This window comes from Cryobacterium sp. Y57 (assembly GCF_002929505.1).
Classification (GTDB): Bacteria; Actinomycetota; Actinomycetes; order Actinomycetales; family Microbacteriaceae; genus Cryobacterium.
Window position 1 is genome coordinate 193,791 of the sequence record NZ_PJJL01000073.1, and the last position, 16,630, is coordinate 210,420.

General features: G+C 64.7%; 10 protein-coding genes and 1 tRNA gene. 9 read left to right on the top strand and 2 right to left on the bottom strand.

The window, feature by feature from the left end:
• Positions 1-30 precede the first annotated feature (30 nt).
• Positions 31-1,476, top strand: a complete 1,446-nt coding sequence (gene pyk, locus CXY72_RS18235; RefSeq protein WP_104129070.1) for a pyruvate kinase — start codon at positions 31-33, stop codon at positions 1,474-1,476.
• 218 nt (positions 1,477-1,694) lie between these two features.
• On the opposite strand, the gene CXY72_RS18240 is transcribed toward pyk, so the two are convergent.
• Positions 1,695-1,777: transfer RNA gene (locus CXY72_RS18240), tRNA-Leu, on the bottom strand.
• Positions 1,778-1,815: 38 nt separating this feature from the next.
• On the opposite strand from CXY72_RS18240, the gene CXY72_RS18245 reads away from it, so the two are divergent.
• Positions 1,816-2,421 (top strand): ANTAR domain-containing response regulator, encoded by a 606-nt coding sequence (locus CXY72_RS18245; RefSeq protein ID WP_035879545.1) that lies wholly within the window; start codon positions 1,816-1,818, stop codon positions 2,419-2,421.
• A gap of 130 nt (positions 2,422-2,551) precedes the next feature.
• Positions 2,552-6,055 carry a bifunctional RecB family nuclease/DEAD/DEAH box helicase gene (locus CXY72_RS18250; RefSeq protein WP_104129071.1) on the top strand — a complete coding sequence of 1,168 codons (3,504 nt, stop codon included), beginning with the start codon at positions 2,552-2,554 and terminating at the stop codon, positions 6,053-6,055.
• On the opposite strand, the gene CXY72_RS18255 is transcribed toward CXY72_RS18250, so the two are convergent.
• On the bottom strand, positions 6,052-6,468 hold the full coding sequence (locus tag CXY72_RS18255) for a hotdog fold thioesterase (protein WP_104129224.1): 417 nt from the start codon (positions 6,466-6,468) through the stop codon (positions 6,052-6,054). The two genes, CXY72_RS18250 and CXY72_RS18255, sit on opposite strands and share 4 nt — an antisense overlap.
• Before the next feature lie 61 nt (positions 6,469-6,529).
• Between CXY72_RS18255 and polA the strand changes: the two genes are divergently transcribed.
• The 6 genes from polA to rpsA all read left to right on the top strand — a co-directional run bounded on the left by polA (position 6,530) and on the right by rpsA (position 16,578).
• Positions 6,530-9,208: a DNA polymerase I gene (gene polA / locus CXY72_RS18260; protein WP_104129072.1), complete on the top strand. Its 2,679-nt coding sequence runs from the start codon at positions 6,530-6,532 to the stop codon at positions 9,206-9,208.
• A 74-nt stretch (positions 9,209-9,282) separates the two neighbouring features.
• Complete coding sequence (locus CXY72_RS18265; RefSeq protein WP_104129073.1) at positions 9,283-10,956, top strand: DUF885 domain-containing protein; 1,674 nt, start codon at positions 9,283-9,285, stop codon at positions 10,954-10,956.
• 322 nt (positions 10,957-11,278) lie between these two features.
• Positions 11,279-12,247, top strand: coding sequence for a hypothetical protein (locus CXY72_RS18270; RefSeq protein ID WP_199184090.1), 969 nt, complete (start codon positions 11,279-11,281; stop codon positions 12,245-12,247).
• Positions 12,244-12,993 (top strand): hypothetical protein, encoded by a 750-nt coding sequence (locus CXY72_RS20275; protein WP_233197934.1) that lies wholly within the window; start codon positions 12,244-12,246, stop codon positions 12,991-12,993. Before CXY72_RS18270 ends, CXY72_RS20275 begins: the two co-directional genes overlap by 4 nt.
• 12 nt (positions 12,994-13,005) lie before the next feature.
• Positions 13,006-14,916: a multicopper oxidase domain-containing protein gene (locus tag CXY72_RS18275; RefSeq protein ID WP_233197935.1), complete on the top strand. Its 1,911-nt coding sequence runs from the start codon at positions 13,006-13,008 to the stop codon at positions 14,914-14,916.
• A gap of 207 nt (positions 14,917-15,123) precedes the next feature.
• Positions 15,124-16,578 (top strand): 30S ribosomal protein S1, encoded by a 1,455-nt coding sequence (gene rpsA, locus CXY72_RS18280; protein ID WP_092448535.1) that lies wholly within the window; start codon positions 15,124-15,126, stop codon positions 16,576-16,578.
• Positions 16,579-16,630: the final 52 nt, after the last annotated feature.

Genomic DNA, 16,630 nt, shown 5'->3' on the forward strand with positions numbered 1-16,630 from the left:
GAAGAGCGCGGAAATCGGAGATTCACCAGTATGAGACGCGCAAAAATCGTCGCCACCCTTGGGCCGGCAGCTGCCAGTTACGAGCAGATCAGGGCCCTCATCGATGCGGGCGTCGACGTATGTCGCATGAACCTGAGTCACGGCAACTACCAGGTGCACGAGAGCGTCTATGCCAATGTGCGCAAGGCCGCCAACGATTCCGGCCGTGCCATCGCCGTCATGGTCGACCTGCAGGGTCCGAAGATTCGTCTGGGTAAATTCGAAGGCGGCCCGTACGACCTTGCCGTCGGCGACATCTTCAAGATCACCACCGAAGACGTACTCGGCACCAAAGAACTATCCGGCACGACCTTCAAAGGTCTGCCGCACGACGTGCACCCCGGCGATTTTCTCCTCATCGACGATGGCAAGGTCAAGGTGCAGGTCGTGGAAACGGATGGCGTCGTGGTCACGACCAGGGTGATCGTTGCCGGCCCGGTCTCCAATAACAAGGGCATCAACCTGCCTGGCGTCGCCGTCAACGTTCCCGCCCTGTCGGAGAAGGACGAAGCAGACCTGCGCTGGGGCCTGCGCCTCGGAGCCGACCTCATCGCGCTGTCGTTCGTGCGCAGCGCCGATGACATCACCCGCGTGCACGAGATCATGGCCGAAGAAGGTCGCCGCGTTCCGGTGATCGCCAAGATCGAGAAGCCCCAGGCCGTCGACAACCTCGAAGAGATCGTTGATGCCTTCGACGCGATCATGGTCGCCCGAGGCGACCTCGGCGTCGAGCTGCCGCTGGAGGCCGTGCCGATTGTGCAAAAGCAGGCCGTCGAAATCGCACGCCGCATGGCCAAGCCGGTCATCGTGGCGACGCAGATGCTCGAATCCATGATTTTGAGTCCGGTACCCACCCGGGCTGAGACCAGCGACGTTGCCAACGCCGTGCTCGACGGCGCAGATGCCGTCATGCTCAGCGGTGAGACCAGCGTCGGAGAATACCCCGTTGTCACGGTACAGACCATGGCCCGCATAGTGGAGTCCACCGAGGTACACGGACTCGAGCGCATCGGCAAGCTGACCAATAAGCCACGCACGCAGGGCGGTGCCATCACCCTGGCCGCCATCGAGGTCGCCGAGTTCGTCGACGCCAAGTTCCTGTGTATTTTCACCGAGTCGGGAGACTCTGCCCGACGCATGTCGCGTCTGCGGTCAAAAATCCCGATGCTGGCCTTCACCCCGGAGGCCGCCATCCGTCGTCGTCTGGCCCTCACCTGGGGCATCCAGACCTATCTGGTAGACCCGGTCACGCACACCGACGCAATGTTCGGTCAGGTGGATGACATCCTCATCGGTCAGGGCCTCGCGCAAATCGGTGACAAGGTCGTCGTCATCTCGGGTTCCCCTCCCGGAATCGTCGGTTCGACCAATGACATTCGCGTGCACCGCGTGGGCGACGCCCATAACGAGGTCGCACCGGCGTACGTCAAGAACTAGCGTGTAGGACGTATAGCCCCGCTCCGTGATTTCTACGGAGCGGGGCTATTGGTCGATAACGACGACTCATTTCTGGTGCCGTCAGCGCGCTCGTTTTCGCCGATACGAACCGGCGTACCTCAGCGACCGTGTGAAAACCTCACCTGCACATACGTACAGACAAGGCCCAGCAGCAACAGAAGCTACATTTGATCTGCTTATTTACTGGTAAAAAATTGTACCGGTGGTGGGACTCGAACCCACACGTCCTTGCGAACAAAGCATTTTGAGTGCTCCGCGTCTGCCATTCCGCCACACCGGCTTACAACTACTCGTTCAGAATACCGTAGGCTTTTGCACGTGACCGACCAAGACAGCACTCCCACCCCTCCGCGCCGCGTTGTCGTCGCTGAGGATGAATCCCTCATCCGCCTCGACATCGTCGAGATTCTGCGCGACAACGGCTTTGAAGTCGTCGGCGAAGCCGGTGACGGAGAAACTGCGGTCGCCTTGGCACGGGAACTCCGCCCCGACCTGGTCATCATGGACGTCAAGATGCCCCAACTCGATGGCATCAGCGCAGCTGAACGCCTGTCCAAAGAGCACATTGCACCGGTCGTCCTGCTGACAGCGTTCAGCCAGAAAGAACTGGTCGAACGCGCCACCGAAGCTGGCGCCCTCGCGTACGTTGTCAAGCCCTTCACCCCGAACGACCTGCTGCCTGCAATCGAGATCGCCCTCTCGCGCTACAGCCAGATCATCACCCTCGAGGCCGAGGTCGCCGACCTGGTCGAGCGGTTCGAGACCCGTAAGCTCGTCGACCGGGCCAAGGGACTGCTCAATGAGAAAATGGGCCTGACCGAGCCGGAAGCCTTCCGCTGGATCCAGAAAGCCTCGATGGACCGTCGCCTCACCATGCACGACGTGTCGCAGGCGATCATCGAACAGCTCAGCGCCAAGAAGTAGACGAACGTAACAGAAGAACGGCCCGGCAGGTTCTGCCGGGCCGTTCGGCTGTCCAGCGGTCCAGCCCAGGGTCTGGCGGACTGGGTGTCAGTAGTGCCCGCTACGCTCGAAATTGACGAAGGGCGGGCGCATGTTCTTACTCGATGGCCAGGTGGTGACCAGCGCGAGTGACCTGAGCGCCGCATCCGTCTGCGAGTTTGCGTTCCTGCGCCGTATCGACGCCAAACTCGGCCGCATTGAGCGGGTTGTTGAACCGGTCGACGCCATGCACAATCGCACGTCCCGGCTCGGCGACGAGCACGAACATCGGGTGCTCGAACGCTACCGGCAGGAGTATTCGGTCGTGGAGATCGCCTGGCCAGAGCGGATATCGCGCTCCGCCCTCGAGACAGCAGCCGAAAACACGCGGCTGGCCTTCGCGGAGCACACCGACGTTATTTTTCAGGCCACCTTCTTTGATTCCGATTATGGCCTGCCCAACATCGCCGGCCCCATCGTCTTCCTCGGCTTCGCCGACTTCATCGTGCGGCAAAGTGATCACACCTGGCTGGTACAAGACACGAAACTTGCCCGGCACGCCCGGGTCACCGCCCTGCTGCAGCTGGCCGCGTACGCCGAACAACTCGAACGCATTGGGGTTGACCCGGCTGAGACCGTGGAGCTGCTGCTCGGCGATGGCTCCGTCAGCGTGCACCAGCTGGCAGATATTCGTCCGGTATACCGCAAGCGCAAACAACGTCTCGTGCAGATCATCACGGAACGACTCGGCGACAGTGCCTGCGTGCGGTGGGGTGACTCGCGCTACAGCGTCTGTGGGCGCTGTGTCACGTGTGAGGTAGAGGTGCACCAGCACCGCGACCTGCTCCTGGTAGCCGGCCTGCGGCTGTCCCAGCGCGCCCGGCTCGTGGCCGCCGGCCTCTGCACCATCGATGAACTCGCTGCATCCGGTGGCGCTATCGACGGCATGGCCGATTCCACGCTCGCCGCTCTGCGCACACAGGCGCGGCTGCAGCTTCAGGCGGTCGCGGGAACAGCGCCGCCGGTAGATCTGTGCAATCCGGGCGCGCTGGCGGTGCTGCCCGAGCCCAACCCCGGCGATATCTTCTTCGACTTCGAGGGTGACCCGCTGTACACAGAAGACACCGCGGCCGAGGGTGCTAGCACGCGGTGGGGCCTGGACTACCTGTTCGGTCTGGTCGACGTCGATGAATCCTTTCGCGCCTTCTGGGCGCACACCCGGGCCGAAGAGAAGCAGGCTCTCACAGACTTTCTGGCATACCTGGTCGAGCGTCGCGCTCGATACCCCGGCATGCACGTCTACCATTACGCCGCGTACGAGCGCACTCACCTGCTCAGCCTCGCTGCCCGGCACGGCGTCGGCGAAGATCAGGTCGACTCGCTGCTGCGTGAGAACGTGCTGGTCGACCTCTATCCACTCGTGCGCAAGAGCATGCGTGTCGGGTCCCGCTCCTACTCGATCAAGAAGCTCGAGCCGCTCTACATGGGCTCCGAACTGCGCGGCGGCGAGGTCACTAACGCAGCGGATTCCATTACCGAATATGCCGGCGCTCGAGACCTGCACGCGCACGGCGACACGGCCGAAGCCCAGCGCATGCTGGAATCCATCGCCGACTACAACCGCTACGACTGTGTGTCAACATTGCGGCTGCGTGACTGGCTGCTCGCGCTCGCGCGTGGGGCGGGCATCCGCTCCGTCGGCACCCGGCCCGAAGCGCATGTCGACACGCTCGAGCCGTCGCCGGCGCGCGACGCCCTGCTCGCCATCGCGGCCACGGCTGGCCGCAGGTCGCGCACCGCAGACCAGGCAGCGGCAGCCTTCGCCGCCGCTGCGATCGACTACCACCGCCGGGAGCAGAAGAGTTTCTGGTGGGGACACTATTCTCGGCTCGAATACCCCATCGACGAATGGCAAGATACCCGCGACGTGCTCAGAGTCGACCGTGTCGACGTGGACCGTGACTGGTTTCGCGAGGGCCAGCAGCGCGTCGATCGTCGCCACCTCTGGCTTCGGGGGCGTTTGGCACCGGGCAGCAGCATCAAACCGGGCGACCAGGCCGGGCCATATCTGCTCTATGAATACCCCGGGCCTTTCGCCAACCCCGACGCAGCGGAGGGCGCCCGCACCCACCGCGCCGTAAAAGTGCTCGCGGTCGACGACGACGGCGCAATCCTGGTCGAAGAGACCCTGCCAAAAGATGTCGGCCGCTACGACCACCGACCGAGCGCTCTGGCACCGGCCGCACCACCCCGACCGTTGCAGCAGAAGCCCGCCATCGATGAGTGGGCTCAGACAATCGTTGACGCCCAGCCGGACTGGCCACGCGACCCGATGGTCGATATTTTGCGCCGCACCCCGCCGCGCACCCAGACCGGACACCTCGCGCCCGTCACGGTTGCTGGAGAGATCATCGGCGCTGTCGTGACAAGTCTGCGTGACCTCGACAGGTCGTATCTTGCGATCCAGGGGCCACCCGGCACCGGCAAAACCTACCTCGGTGCCCACGTCATCACGGCGCTCGTGCAGCAGCACGGCTGGAAGATTGGTGTCGTCGCCCAATCCCACGCCGTCGTTGAGAATTTGCTCGGCGCCATCGTCACGGCCGGGCTCGACCCTGCACTGGTCGGAAAGGTGGCCAAAACCGGGGTTGACCCGGCACCGGCCGCGTACACGGTGCTGCCCAAAGACGGCCAGCTGCTCTTTGCACTCGACCACGGCAACTCCGGATTCGTCATCGGCGGCACTGCCTGGGACTTCAGTAATCCTGCCCGTGTGCCGCGGCACAGCCTGGACCTGCTCGTCGTCGACGAGGCGGGCCAGTTTTCACTCGCCTCGACCATCGCGGCGAGTGTCGGCGCGAAGAACCTGCTCTTGCTGGGTGACCCGCAGCAACTGCCGCAGGTGAGCCAGGGCATACACCCCGAGCCGATCGACCAGTCAGCGCTCGGCTGGGTCGCGGCCGGCCACGACGTGCTGTCAGACACGCGAGGCTATTTTCTGGCCGAGAGTCGCCGCATGCATCCGGCGGTGACGGCCCCGGTCTCCCGCCTCTCCTACGGCGGACTCCTGCGCGCCAATCCGATCACCTCGACCCGGTTCCTCGCCGGTGTCACGCCTGGGCTGCACGCTGTTCCGGTGGTGCACACCGGCAACGCCATTTCATCGGCTGAAGAAGCGGAAGCCGTCGTGGCACTCGTGCGTAACGTCCTCGGCCGGCTCTGGACCGACCCGACCGACCGCCGCTGCGAGAACCCACTCAGCGAAGCCGACGTGATCGTCGTGACCCCCTACAACGCCCAGCTGGCCCTCGTGCATGCAGCACTGGCTGCTGCCGGCTACTCCAACGTGAGAGTGGGCACGGTCGATAAATTCCAGGGGCAGGAGGCGGCCGTCGCGATCGTCACGCTCGCCGCCAGCTCGGCCGACGACGTACCACGCGGCCTGGCCTTCCTCATTATGAAGAACCGCTTGAACGTCGCCATCTCGCGAGCCAAATGGGCCGCGTACCTGGTCTACTCACCTGCCCTGACCGCATATCTGCCGGTGACGCCCGCCGGCCTCACCGAACTCAGCGCGTTCATCCGCCTGGTGGAGCCAGACCCGGCCGAGATCTAGGCTTGCGGCGGCAAGTCCTTGATGATGTTCGTGATGCGAATCGTCGAGCAGCGCCGGCCGGCATCATCGGTGACGACGATCTCGTGGGTGGTGAGCGTGCGCCCAAGGTGAATCGGGGTACACACCCCCGTGACGTAGCCGGACGTTGCCGAGCGATTGTGCGAGGCGTTGATTTCGATACCGACAGCGAGTTTTCCCGGTCCGGCATGCAGGTTCGCGGCCATCGAGCCCAGCGACTCACCGAGCACGACATAGGCACCGCCGTGCATGAGCATGGCCGGCTGTGTGTTGCCCGCCACGGGCATCCGTGCCACGGCTCGGTCAATGGTGAACTCGGTGAACTCCAGCCCCATCTTGTCGGCGAGATCTCCGCAGCCACGCTGCTGAACCCAGGCGAGTGCGTCGTCAGTCATATTGAACATGATCACCTTTGGTCGGGGAGCCTTGTCGGGGAGACACTTGTAGGCTAGGGGAGTGTTGGACTCCGAAAAGCCTACCCTGATGATCATCGACGGCCACTCCCTGGCATTCAGAGCGTTCTACGCCTTGCCGGTGGACAGCTTCCAGACCCATGCCGGTCAGCATACAAACGCCATCCACGGCTTTCTGTCGATGCTGCTCAGCCTGCTGCGCAACGAGAAGCCGACCCACCTCGCCGTCGCCTTCGACATTTCGCGCGCATCCTTTCGCACCCGGGAATACCCGGAGTACAAGGGCACGCGCAATGCGACACCGCCGGAGTTCCTCGGCCAGATTCCACTGCTGCAAGAAGCTCTCGCCGCGATGCACATCACGACCATCACCAAGGAAGACTTCGAGGCCGACGATATTCTGGCGACCCTCTCGGTGCAAGGCACCGTGGCCGGCTACAACGTACTCGTCGTCTCTGGCGACCGGGATGCGATCCAGCTCGTCAACGAGACCGTCACCCTGCTCTACCCTTCCAGCCAGGGCGTGTCCGCCCTCACACGCTACGACCCGGCCCGGGTGCGCGAGCGCTACGGCGTCGAACCGGAACAGTATCCCGACGTCGCCGCCCTCGTCGGTGAAACCAGTGACAACCTGATCGGCATCAGCAAGGTCGGCGAGAAGACCGCCGTCAAGTGGCTCGGCCTCTACGGCAGCCTCGATGGCATCCTCGAACACGCCGACGAGATCAAGGGCGTCGTCGGCAACAACCTGCGCGAGCAGCGGGAGAACGCGATTCGCAACCGCCGTCTCAACCGTCTGGTTACCGACCTGGAGCTGCCCGTGGCCGTTGCCGGCCTCGAACGCGGGGCTATGAACACCGACGCTGTGCGTGACATCTTCACCCGCCTCGAATTCAAGACATTGCTCGACCGGGTGCTCAAGCTCGCCGGCGAAGACCCGGCGGCTGCAGTATCCGCTCTTGTCGCCGCTATCGACGAGGTTCCAGCCGTGCAGTCGCCCATCGCGCAGGACCTGCTCGACGAAGAGTTGCAGTCCTGGCTCGACCGGGCAACGGTGGCGCACCCGGCCGGTCTCGGCCTCACGGTGGAAGTACAAGACGGCAAAGCCATCGGTTTCGGACTGGCCAGCCCGACCGAAACCATCAACCTGCCGTGGCAGCAGGGCCGCAAAGACTACGCCCCGTTCGAAGCCTGGCTCGCGAGCGACGCCCTGAAGATCATGAACGACGCCAAACACCAGGTGAAGGCGCTGCGCCGCAGCGGTCTGCCCTTTGCCGGCCTCGCCTTCGACACGCTGGTCGGTGCCTGGCTCGTCCGTCCGGGCGGACCGGATAAGTCTCTGGCCGACCTCGTGTCACGGTACCTCGACGAAGCACTGCCGGTGGCCGACCCCAACCAGCTCGTGCCCGACGAGGCCCAGCAGGCCGGCGCTCCCGCCCAGGCCTGGTACACGCTACGGGTGTTCGCCGCCGTCGAGACCGCGCTCGACCCCGGCTCTCTCAAGCTGCTGCTAGAGATCGAACTGCCCACCCTGCTGGCTCTTGCCGACATGGAGCTCGCCGGCGTCAGCGTCTCGCACGAGCAACTCGCCGAACTCTCAGCTGAGCTCGGCGCCAGCACCGCGAGTCTCGCAGCGGCGGCCTATGCCGAAATCGGCCGTGAGGTCAACCTCGGCTCACCCAAGCAACTACAAGACGTGTTGTTCGAGCAGCTTGAGATGCCCAAGACCCGGGCGAACAAGACCGGTTTTTCAACGGATGCCGGCGCCCTGGCCGACCTGCAGGCGAGCAACCCGCATCCGTTCCTCGACCTACTGCTGAAGCACCGTGATGCCACCAAGCTGCGCCAAATTGTCGAGACCCTCGATAAAGCCATCGACAGCACCGGACGCATCCACACGACGTATGTGCAGATCGGTACCACGACCGGCCGCATCTCCTCGAACGACCCCAACCTACAGAACATCCCCGTTCGTACCGAGGAGGGTCGGCGCATCCGGGCCGCTTTCCAAGCCGGTGCGGGAAGCGAGAGCCTGCTCACTGCAGACTATTCACAGATCGAGATGCGCATCATGGCGCATCTGTCCGAGGACGCGGGGCTGATCGAAGCCTTCAATGCCGGCGAGGACCTGCACCGTTTCGTCGGTTCGCGTATTTTCGGTGTCGACCCCGCTGACGTATCCGGTGAGATGCGCAGCAAGGTCAAGGCGATGAGCTATGGGCTCGCCTACGGCCTCAGTGCCTTCGGCTTATCCAAGCAACTGCGCATCGACACCAAAGAAGCCAAGCAGCTCATGACCGACTACTTCGAGCGGTTCGGAGCTGTGCGCGACTACCTGCGCAACGTCGTTGAGCAAGCCAAGGTTGACGGCTACACCGAGACCATCTACGGACGGCGCCGGCCGTTCCCTGACCTGGCCAGCCCCAAACGAGTGCTGCGCGACAACGCCGAACGCGCGGCCCTCAACGCTCCGATCCAAGGTTCGGCGGCCGACATCATGAAGATCGCCATGAACGGTATCGCCGCCGATCTGGCGGATGCCTCGATGGGGTCCAGCATGCTGCTCCAGGTTCACGACGAGTTAATTTTCGACGTCGCGCCGGGGGAGTGGGACGCCCTGCGCCAGGTCGTCACCCATAACATGGAGTCCGCCGCCGACCTGCTCGTTCCGCTGACGGTGCAGGTCGGTCGCGGACCCAACTGGGACGTAGCCGCCCACTAGTTCCGTGCGGGTTGACCGGCCACTCTCCCCGAATGGGGGGTTCAGCCGGAACTCTGGTGTCCTAGGCTCGGGGCATGACACACGACATCCAGCGCACGCCAACGGCCATCGACCAGATCGCTGAAGAGTGGGTGGACACCCTCGTCGACCTCGACCCCACGGTGGGTACCTACATCGGCCGCACCGAGGGGGATGGTCGCTACGGCGACTATTCCCCGGCCGGCCACGAACGATTCGTCGCCGAGGCGAAGAAGACCATTGCCCAGCTGGATGCCGCCCGCCCGGTCGACAGTGTCGATGACGTTACCCAGACCGACCTGGCCAGCGAGTTGGCCCTCACCGTGGAAAGCTCCGACGCCGAGTTACAGCTGCGCGACCTCAACGTCATCGCATCACCGGCGCAAGAGATTCGTGAGATCTTCGACCTCATGCCAACCAAGACCGTTGACGACTGGGCCAACATCTCATCCCGGCTCGGCAATCTGCCCGCAGCTATCGACGGGTATATCGACACGCTGCGCCTCGGCATCGAACGCGGCGTGACGCCGGCTCTTCGGCAGGTGCGGGAGGTGCTCGCCCAGGCGCAACGCCACGCGGCCAGCGACGGGTTCTTCGCCGAGTTCACCGCGAACGCCGCTGTGGACGATGGCACACTGCCGGCGTCCCTGGTCACAGACCTCGGTATGGGCGCACGCCGCTCAGCGACCGCCTACGACAAACTGGCCACTTTCTTCACCACAGAACTCGAGGGCAGAGCCACCGAAAACGACGCGATCGGTCGTGATCTCTACTCCCTCGCCTCCCGTCGCTTTTTGGGCGCGACTGTCGACCTCGATGAAACCTACGAATGGGGCATCGAAGAACTTGCTCGCATGGTGGAAGAGCAAGAAAAGATCGCCGACCAGATCAAACCCGGTGCGAGCGTACTCGAAGCCATCGCCTACCTCGACACGGACCCGAAACGCAAACTGCACGGCACGCGAGCCTTGCAGGAATGGATGCAGAAAACCAGCGATAAAGCCGTCGCCGACCTCGCCGAAACCCAATTCGACATTCCCGACGAGATCAAGACCATCGAGTGCATGATCGCGCCGACCCAGGAGGGCGGCATCTACTACACCGGCCCCACCGACGATTTCTCCCGCCCCGGACGCATGTGGTGGTCAGTACCCGTCGGAGTGACCGAATTCGACACCTGGCGCGAACTCACCACCGTCTATCACGAGGGCGTGCCCGGCCACCACCTGCAGATCGGCCAGGCCGTCTACAACCGGGCCAAGCTCAATACCTGGCGCCGTCAACTGGCCGGCACGTCGGGCCACGCCGAGGGCTGGGCGCTCTACGCCGAGCGACTGATGGAACAGCTCGGCTACCTCGACGACCCGGCTGACCGTTTCGGCATGCTCGACGGGCAGCGAATGCGCGCCGCTCGTGTGGTTCTTGACATCGGCGTGCACCTCGGCAAGACCCTGCCAGACGGTTCGGGTAAGTGGACTTCAGAGTATGCCTTCCAATTTCTCGGTCAGAACGTCAACATGAACGAGGGTTTCGTGAAGTTCGAGGTCAACCGCTACCTGGGCTGGCCGGGCCAGGCGCCGTCGTACAAGGTCGGCCAGCGCATCTGGGAGCAGCTGCGCGACGAGTGTGCCGCCCGCGAGGGAGCGAACTTCAGGGTCAAGGAATTTCATCGTCGTGCCCTGGACCTCGGCGGCGTTGGCCTCGACACCCTGCGGTCGGCGCTGGCGTAACGGGCAGGGGCGACGCAGTCCTCAGTGAGCATATAAGGCTCGGTAAACTCGACAGGTGCGTCCCCCGAGTCGTCCTCGTTCGATACCTGCTCTATATCTAGGCCGGAACAACTATCGGGCGTCACCGCTCCACTGCCGCTTCGGCCGAAGTCCCGCTGGGGAGTGATCGATCGAACGGGCATCCGCTTTTTGTTTTTGGCTCCAGCCGGGGCGTCGCTGCTGCTGGGGCTCTACGCGGCAACGGCCCTGCTCGGCTTCGACGTTCCACCGCTCGCCGACCGCGTCGCCGCGTCGCCGCGTCGCCGCGTCCCACGGTGCGCTGATGGTTTTCGGTTTCGTGGGTACCCTCGTTGTGCTCGAACGGGCCGTCGCCATCAAGAGGTGGTGGGCCTTCACCGCCCCGGCCTTGCTCGGCCTCGGCAGCCTGCTCGTGCTGGCGCCGCTGCCGTCCTGGCTCGGACGGAGCGCGATCGCGGTCGGTGCGCTCGGCCTGCTGCTGATCTACCGCAGCATCTGGAGACGGCAGGCGATGACCGCCATCGCGATCCAGTTCCTCGGCGCAGTCAACCTCCAAGTGGCCGCGATTCTCTGGCTCGCCAACGTACCGGTTGCCCACCTGATCCCGGCATTCAGTGCCTTCCTCGTGCTCACCATCGCCGGTGAACGCCTCGAACTCGCGCGGTTGACCCTGCGCGGCACCCATCCCGGACGAGGCCTGCTGTGGGCGGCGCTGTCGTTGACCGGATGCGTCTCGCTCGCCCTGTGCCTGCCCGCATTAGGCTATCCGTTGTTGGGCCTGGCTCTTTTCTGGGTGGTCGGCTGGCTGTTTCTGCACGACGTCGCGCGCCGCATGCTGGGGTCGGTCGGGCTTCCAAGGTACCTGGCAGCCTGCTTGCTCAGCGGGTATGCCTGGCTGGTCGTCGCCGGCGGAATCTGGCTCGTCGGAGGCGCCGCGACGAGCGGCCCGACCTACGACGCAGTCATCCACGCTGTGCTGCTGGGGTTCACGCTCTCGATGATCATGGCGCACGCGCCCGTCATCCTGCCGGCGGTGCTGCGCCGCCCGCTGCCGTACCGGCCGATCATGTACCTACCCGTAGCTTTGCTGCACGCCTCGCTCGTGCTGCGGGTGCTGTTCGGCGATGCGCGCGGGTTGCCCCACCTGCTCCAGCTGGGCGGATCGCTCAACATCACAGCACTGCTGCTGTTCATCGTCATCGCTGTGGTCTCCGCGGCGCTCGGCCCCGTGCACCAGGGCAAGCCCGCGAGACCCGTTCGGAAAAACCGATGATGAGTCCCGTCTCGGCCCGCGTGCATGCCCGCCGCACCTGGTATCTGCAGACCAACGCCGTCGTCGCCGCCTGGCTCGCCGTACTCGGCGTCGTTGTTCTGGGCCATCAGGGCATTCCGGTTGCCGACTGGCTCATGGTGCATCTTTTGCTCCTCGGCGCAGTCAGTACGGCGATCATCATCTGGAGCCAGCATTTCGCCGACACCCTGGTGCGACGACCGGCACTCGCCGGGCGCCGGTCGCTGATCGTTCGCCTGGTGGGGCACACGCTCGGGGCCATTCTCGTGATGATCGGCATGATCGTGAACCTGTTCGCCGTGGTGCTCGTGGGCGGCGTGCTGGTCGGCGCGGTTGCGGTGCTGCATGCGATCCTCCTGGGCGGCGAACTCTGCCGGGCGAAACCATCCCGCTTCGGCTCGCTCGTGCGGTACTACGTCGTCGCCGCGGTGAGTCTCTTCGGTGGGGTCGGTCTCGGCATCTGGATGGCGAACCCGGGGACAGACAGCGACCTGCACGCTCGCCTTTACGTGGCGCACATTGCCCTCAACGTGCTCGGTTGGGTCGGTCTGACCGCGGTCGGAACCCTGCTGTTGCTCTGGCCTACGGTGCTGCGCACCCGGCTCGGTGATGGAACGGATGCCGCCGCCCGCGCCGCCCTTCCCGTACTCATCGCCGGCGTAACGGTCGTCGCCGGCGCCAGCCTGGCCGGAGTGCCGCTCGGTGTCGGGGCGGGCAGCGTGCTCTAACTGCTCGGACTCGTGCCCGTCGTGCGGGAGGCAGTGCGGCAGGCGCGGCACGCGCCACCGACGACTTTCGCCGGCTGGAGCCTCGCCGCCTCGATGGCCTGGCTCGCGTTCAGTGTTGCGGCGCTCGGGGTCGTGGTCGGGACGGCGGCCACCCCGGCCGACGCCGTCGCCCGCCTCGGCTGGCTGGTGATTCCGTTGCTGGCCGGTTTCAGTGCGCAACTGCTGCTCGGCGCCCTCAGCTACCTGGTTCCGATGGTTTCCGGCGGCGGACCGCAAGCCGGTAAGGCTGCCGCTCTCGAACTCAACCGGGCGCCGCTGTTTCGCCTGCTCGTCACCAACGGCGGCATCGTGTTGTACCTCCTGCCGGTACCGAGCCTGGTCAAGGTCGTGCTGTCCCTGTTGGTGTTCGGGGTGCTGCTGAGCTTTCTGGTGCTGCTGGTGCGCGCGGTCGCGGCGGGCGGGCGCATCCGCTCCCGTGCCGGGTCCGTTCCGGTCGCCGGGCTCACAGCGGTCCCGGAAGGTGCGGTGGGCTCGCGCCGCACGCGCAGTGGGATGGCCGCCGCCGCGGTCGGTGCGCTCGTACTGGCCGTCACCGCGGGTGTCGCACTCGACCCGGTCACGGCCGGGGTCGGTACGGCATCGGTCACTACTCGGGGCGCCAACGCGAGCGTCGCCTCGGGCGAGGTCACCGAGGCGACCGTGACCATGCTGGACATGCGGTTCTCACCGTCAAGCCTGACTGTACCCGCCGGTAACCGGCTCGAAATCACCGTCACCAACGGTGACACCGCCGTGCATGACCTCACCCTCGCGAGTGGAGTGACCTCGGGCCGGGTCGCTCCGGAGGAGGCCGTCATCGTCGACGCCGGAATCATGGCCGCCAGCAGCGAAGGCTGGTGTTCCATTGCCGGCCACCGCCAGATGGGCATGGTGCTGCAGATCGTCGTCACCGGGTCCGGAGCGACGGATGCTGCGGCCGACCACGCCGTCGCCGGCGCGACGGGCTCCGAAGCATCCGAAGCATCCGAAGCATCCGCCGCCGACGACCTCGGAGCCCAGTCGGAGCCCTCGCTGGGATTCGTGGCGCGCGATGCCGTCCTGCTGCCCGCATCCGCCGAAACCCATCATGATTACACCTTCCGGGTCGGCGACACCGAGATCGAGGTCGCCCCAGGGGTGACCCAGACACTGTGGCCGTTCAACGGCACTGCGCCAGGCCCGACCCTGCGCGGAAAAGTCGGCGACACCTTCACGATCACCCTGATCAACGAGGCCTCGATCGGCCACTCCCTCGACTTCCACGCCGGCGCGCTGGCCCCCGACGGTCCGATGCGCACCATCGAGCCGGGCGAAACCCTCGAGTATTCCTTCACTGCCACGCGGTCCGGTGCCTGGCTGTACCACTGCTCCACGATGCCGATGTCGCTGCACATCGCCAACGGCATGTTCGGGGCGGTCGTCATCGATCCCGCCGGACTCGACCCGGTCGACCGAGAATACCTGCTGGTCCAGTCTGAGTTCTACCTCGGGCCGCAGGGAGGCGTTGCCGATTCCGACAAGATCGCCGCTGCGGCCCCCGATCTCGTTGTCTTCAACGGCTATGCCGACCAATACCAGGACCAGCCGCTCCGCGCGAAGGTGGGCGAGCGCATCCGCTTCTGGGTAATCGACGCCAGACCCAACCGGGCGAGTTCCTTCCACATCGTCGGGGGCCAGTTCGACACGGTCTACGCGGAGGGTGAATATCTGCTGCGTGACGGCGGCAGCACCGGCACCGGCGGCAGTCAGACGCTGGCGCTCGCGCCGGCGCAGGGCGGGTTTGTGGAGCTGAGCTTTTCCGAGGCGGGTATCTATCCGTTTGTGACGCACGCGATGACAGATGCTGAACGCGGCGCCGCCGGGCGGGTCATGGTCGTCCCCTAGGCACCGTTCAGCGGCAGGGCACCCGTGTTGGACATCGAGTTGCTCCTCGTCGCTCAGGGTGGCTAGACTAAAGTGTCACAATCGTGACGCCTATCCGCTGCCATGCGCGGAGTGTTCCCCGGCTTTTTTGCACCGCTGAGCATCCTCAACACCTGTACGATCTTTTCGCGCGTGGCCCGATTTTGTCCATCCTGGAGCAACTACTACATGACAATCGCAACGACCGAACGGGCACCCAAGCAGGTCGCCATCAACGACATTGGATCTGCTGAAGACTTTCTTGCCGCGGTCGAAAAGACTCTGAAATTCTTCAACGACGGAGACCTCATTGAAGGCACCGTTGTGAAGATCGACCGCGACGAGGTTCTCCTCGACGTTGGGTACAAGACTGAGGGTGTCATTCCCTCCCGCGAACTCTCCATCAAGCACGACGTCGACCCTTCTGAGGTTGTCAAGGTCGGCGACCTGGTCGAGGCCCTCGTTCTTCAGAAAGAAGACAAAGAAGGCCGCCTCATCCTGTCCAAGAAGCGTGCTCAGTACGAGCGTGCATGGGGCGACGTCGAGAAGATCAAGGAGTCCGACGGTGTTGTCACCGGTTCGGTCATCGAGGTCGTCAAGGGTGGACTCATCGTCGACATCGGCCTGCGCGGCTTCCTGCCGGCATCGCTCATCGAACTTCGTCGTGTTCGCGACCTGACCCCGTACCTGGGCCAGGAGATCGAAGCGAAGATCCTCGAGCTCGACAAGAACCGCAACAACGTTGTGCTGTCACGTCGCGCCCTGCTCGAGCAGACGCAGAGCGAAAGCCGCACCACGTTCCTCAACAACCTCCAGAAGGGACAGGTCCGCAAGGGCGTCGTCTCCTCGATCGTCAACTTCGGTGCGTTCGTCGACCTCGGCGGCGTCGATGGTCTGGTTCACGTTTCCGAGCTCAGCTGGAAGCACATCGAGCACGCCAGCGAGGTCGTTGAAGTTGGCCAGGAAGTCACCGTCGAGATCCTCGAAGTTGACCTCGAGCGCGAGCGTGTCTCACTGTCCCTCAAGGCAACGCAGGAAGACCCGTGGCAGGTATTCGCCCGCACCCACGCCATTGGCCAGGTTGCACCGGGTAAGGTCACCAAGCTCGTTCCGTTCGGCGCGTTTGTTCGCGTGGCCGAGGGCATCGAGGGCCTCGTGCACATCAGCGAGCTCTCCGGCAAGCACGTCGAGCTCGCCGAGCAGGTTGTCTCGGTCGGCGACGAGGTCTTCGTCAAGGTCATCGACATCGACCTCGAGCGTCGCCGCATCTCGCTGAGCCTCAAGCAGGCTAACGATGGCGTCGACCCCGACGGCACCGAGTTCGACCCGGCGCTCTACGGAATGCTCACCGAGTACGACGACAAGGGCCAGTACAAGTACCCCGAAGGCTTCGACTCCGAGACCAACGAGTGGCGCGAAGGCTTTGACGAGCAGCGCGAAAAGTGGGAGCAGGACTACGCTGCTGCCCAGGCTCGCTGGGAAGCCCACAAGAAGCAGGTTTCGACCGCGAACGACGAGATCGCTGCCCCCAGCGACGTCGCACCGGCCGGATCGGCCTTCTCGAGCGAGTCGGCTGGCGCCGGCACGCTCGCCGACGACGAAGCACTCGCGGCTCTCCGCGAGAAGCTCTCCGGCGGCAACTAGCACCACAGCTACACCCCCAACAGCGGGCTGCATCCTTCGGGGTGCGGCCCGC

Bases quoted from the DNA above. Each gene is read 5' to 3' on its own strand.
- CXY72_RS18265 (WP_104129073.1), top strand. From the start codon at position 9,283: ATGACACACGACATCCAGCGCACGCCAACGGCCATCGACCAGATCGCT.
- rpsA (WP_092448535.1), top strand. From the start codon at position 15,124: ATGACAATCGCAACGACCGAACGGGCACCCAAGCAGGTCGCCATCAAC.
- CXY72_RS18250 (WP_104129071.1), top strand. From the start codon at position 2,552: ATGTTCTTACTCGATGGCCAGGTGGTGACCAGCGCGAGTGACCTGAGC.
- CXY72_RS18270 (WP_199184090.1), top strand. From the start codon at position 11,279: ATGGTTTTCGGTTTCGTGGGTACCCTCGTTGTGCTCGAACGGGCCGTC.
- pyk (WP_104129070.1), top strand. From the start codon at position 31: ATGAGACGCGCAAAAATCGTCGCCACCCTTGGGCCGGCAGCTGCCAGT.
- CXY72_RS18255 (WP_104129224.1), bottom strand. From the start codon at position 6,468: ATGACTGACGACGCACTCGCCTGGGTTCAGCAGCGTGGCTGCGGAGAT.
- CXY72_RS20275 (WP_233197934.1), top strand. From the start codon at position 12,244: ATGATGAGTCCCGTCTCGGCCCGCGTGCATGCCCGCCGCACCTGGTAT.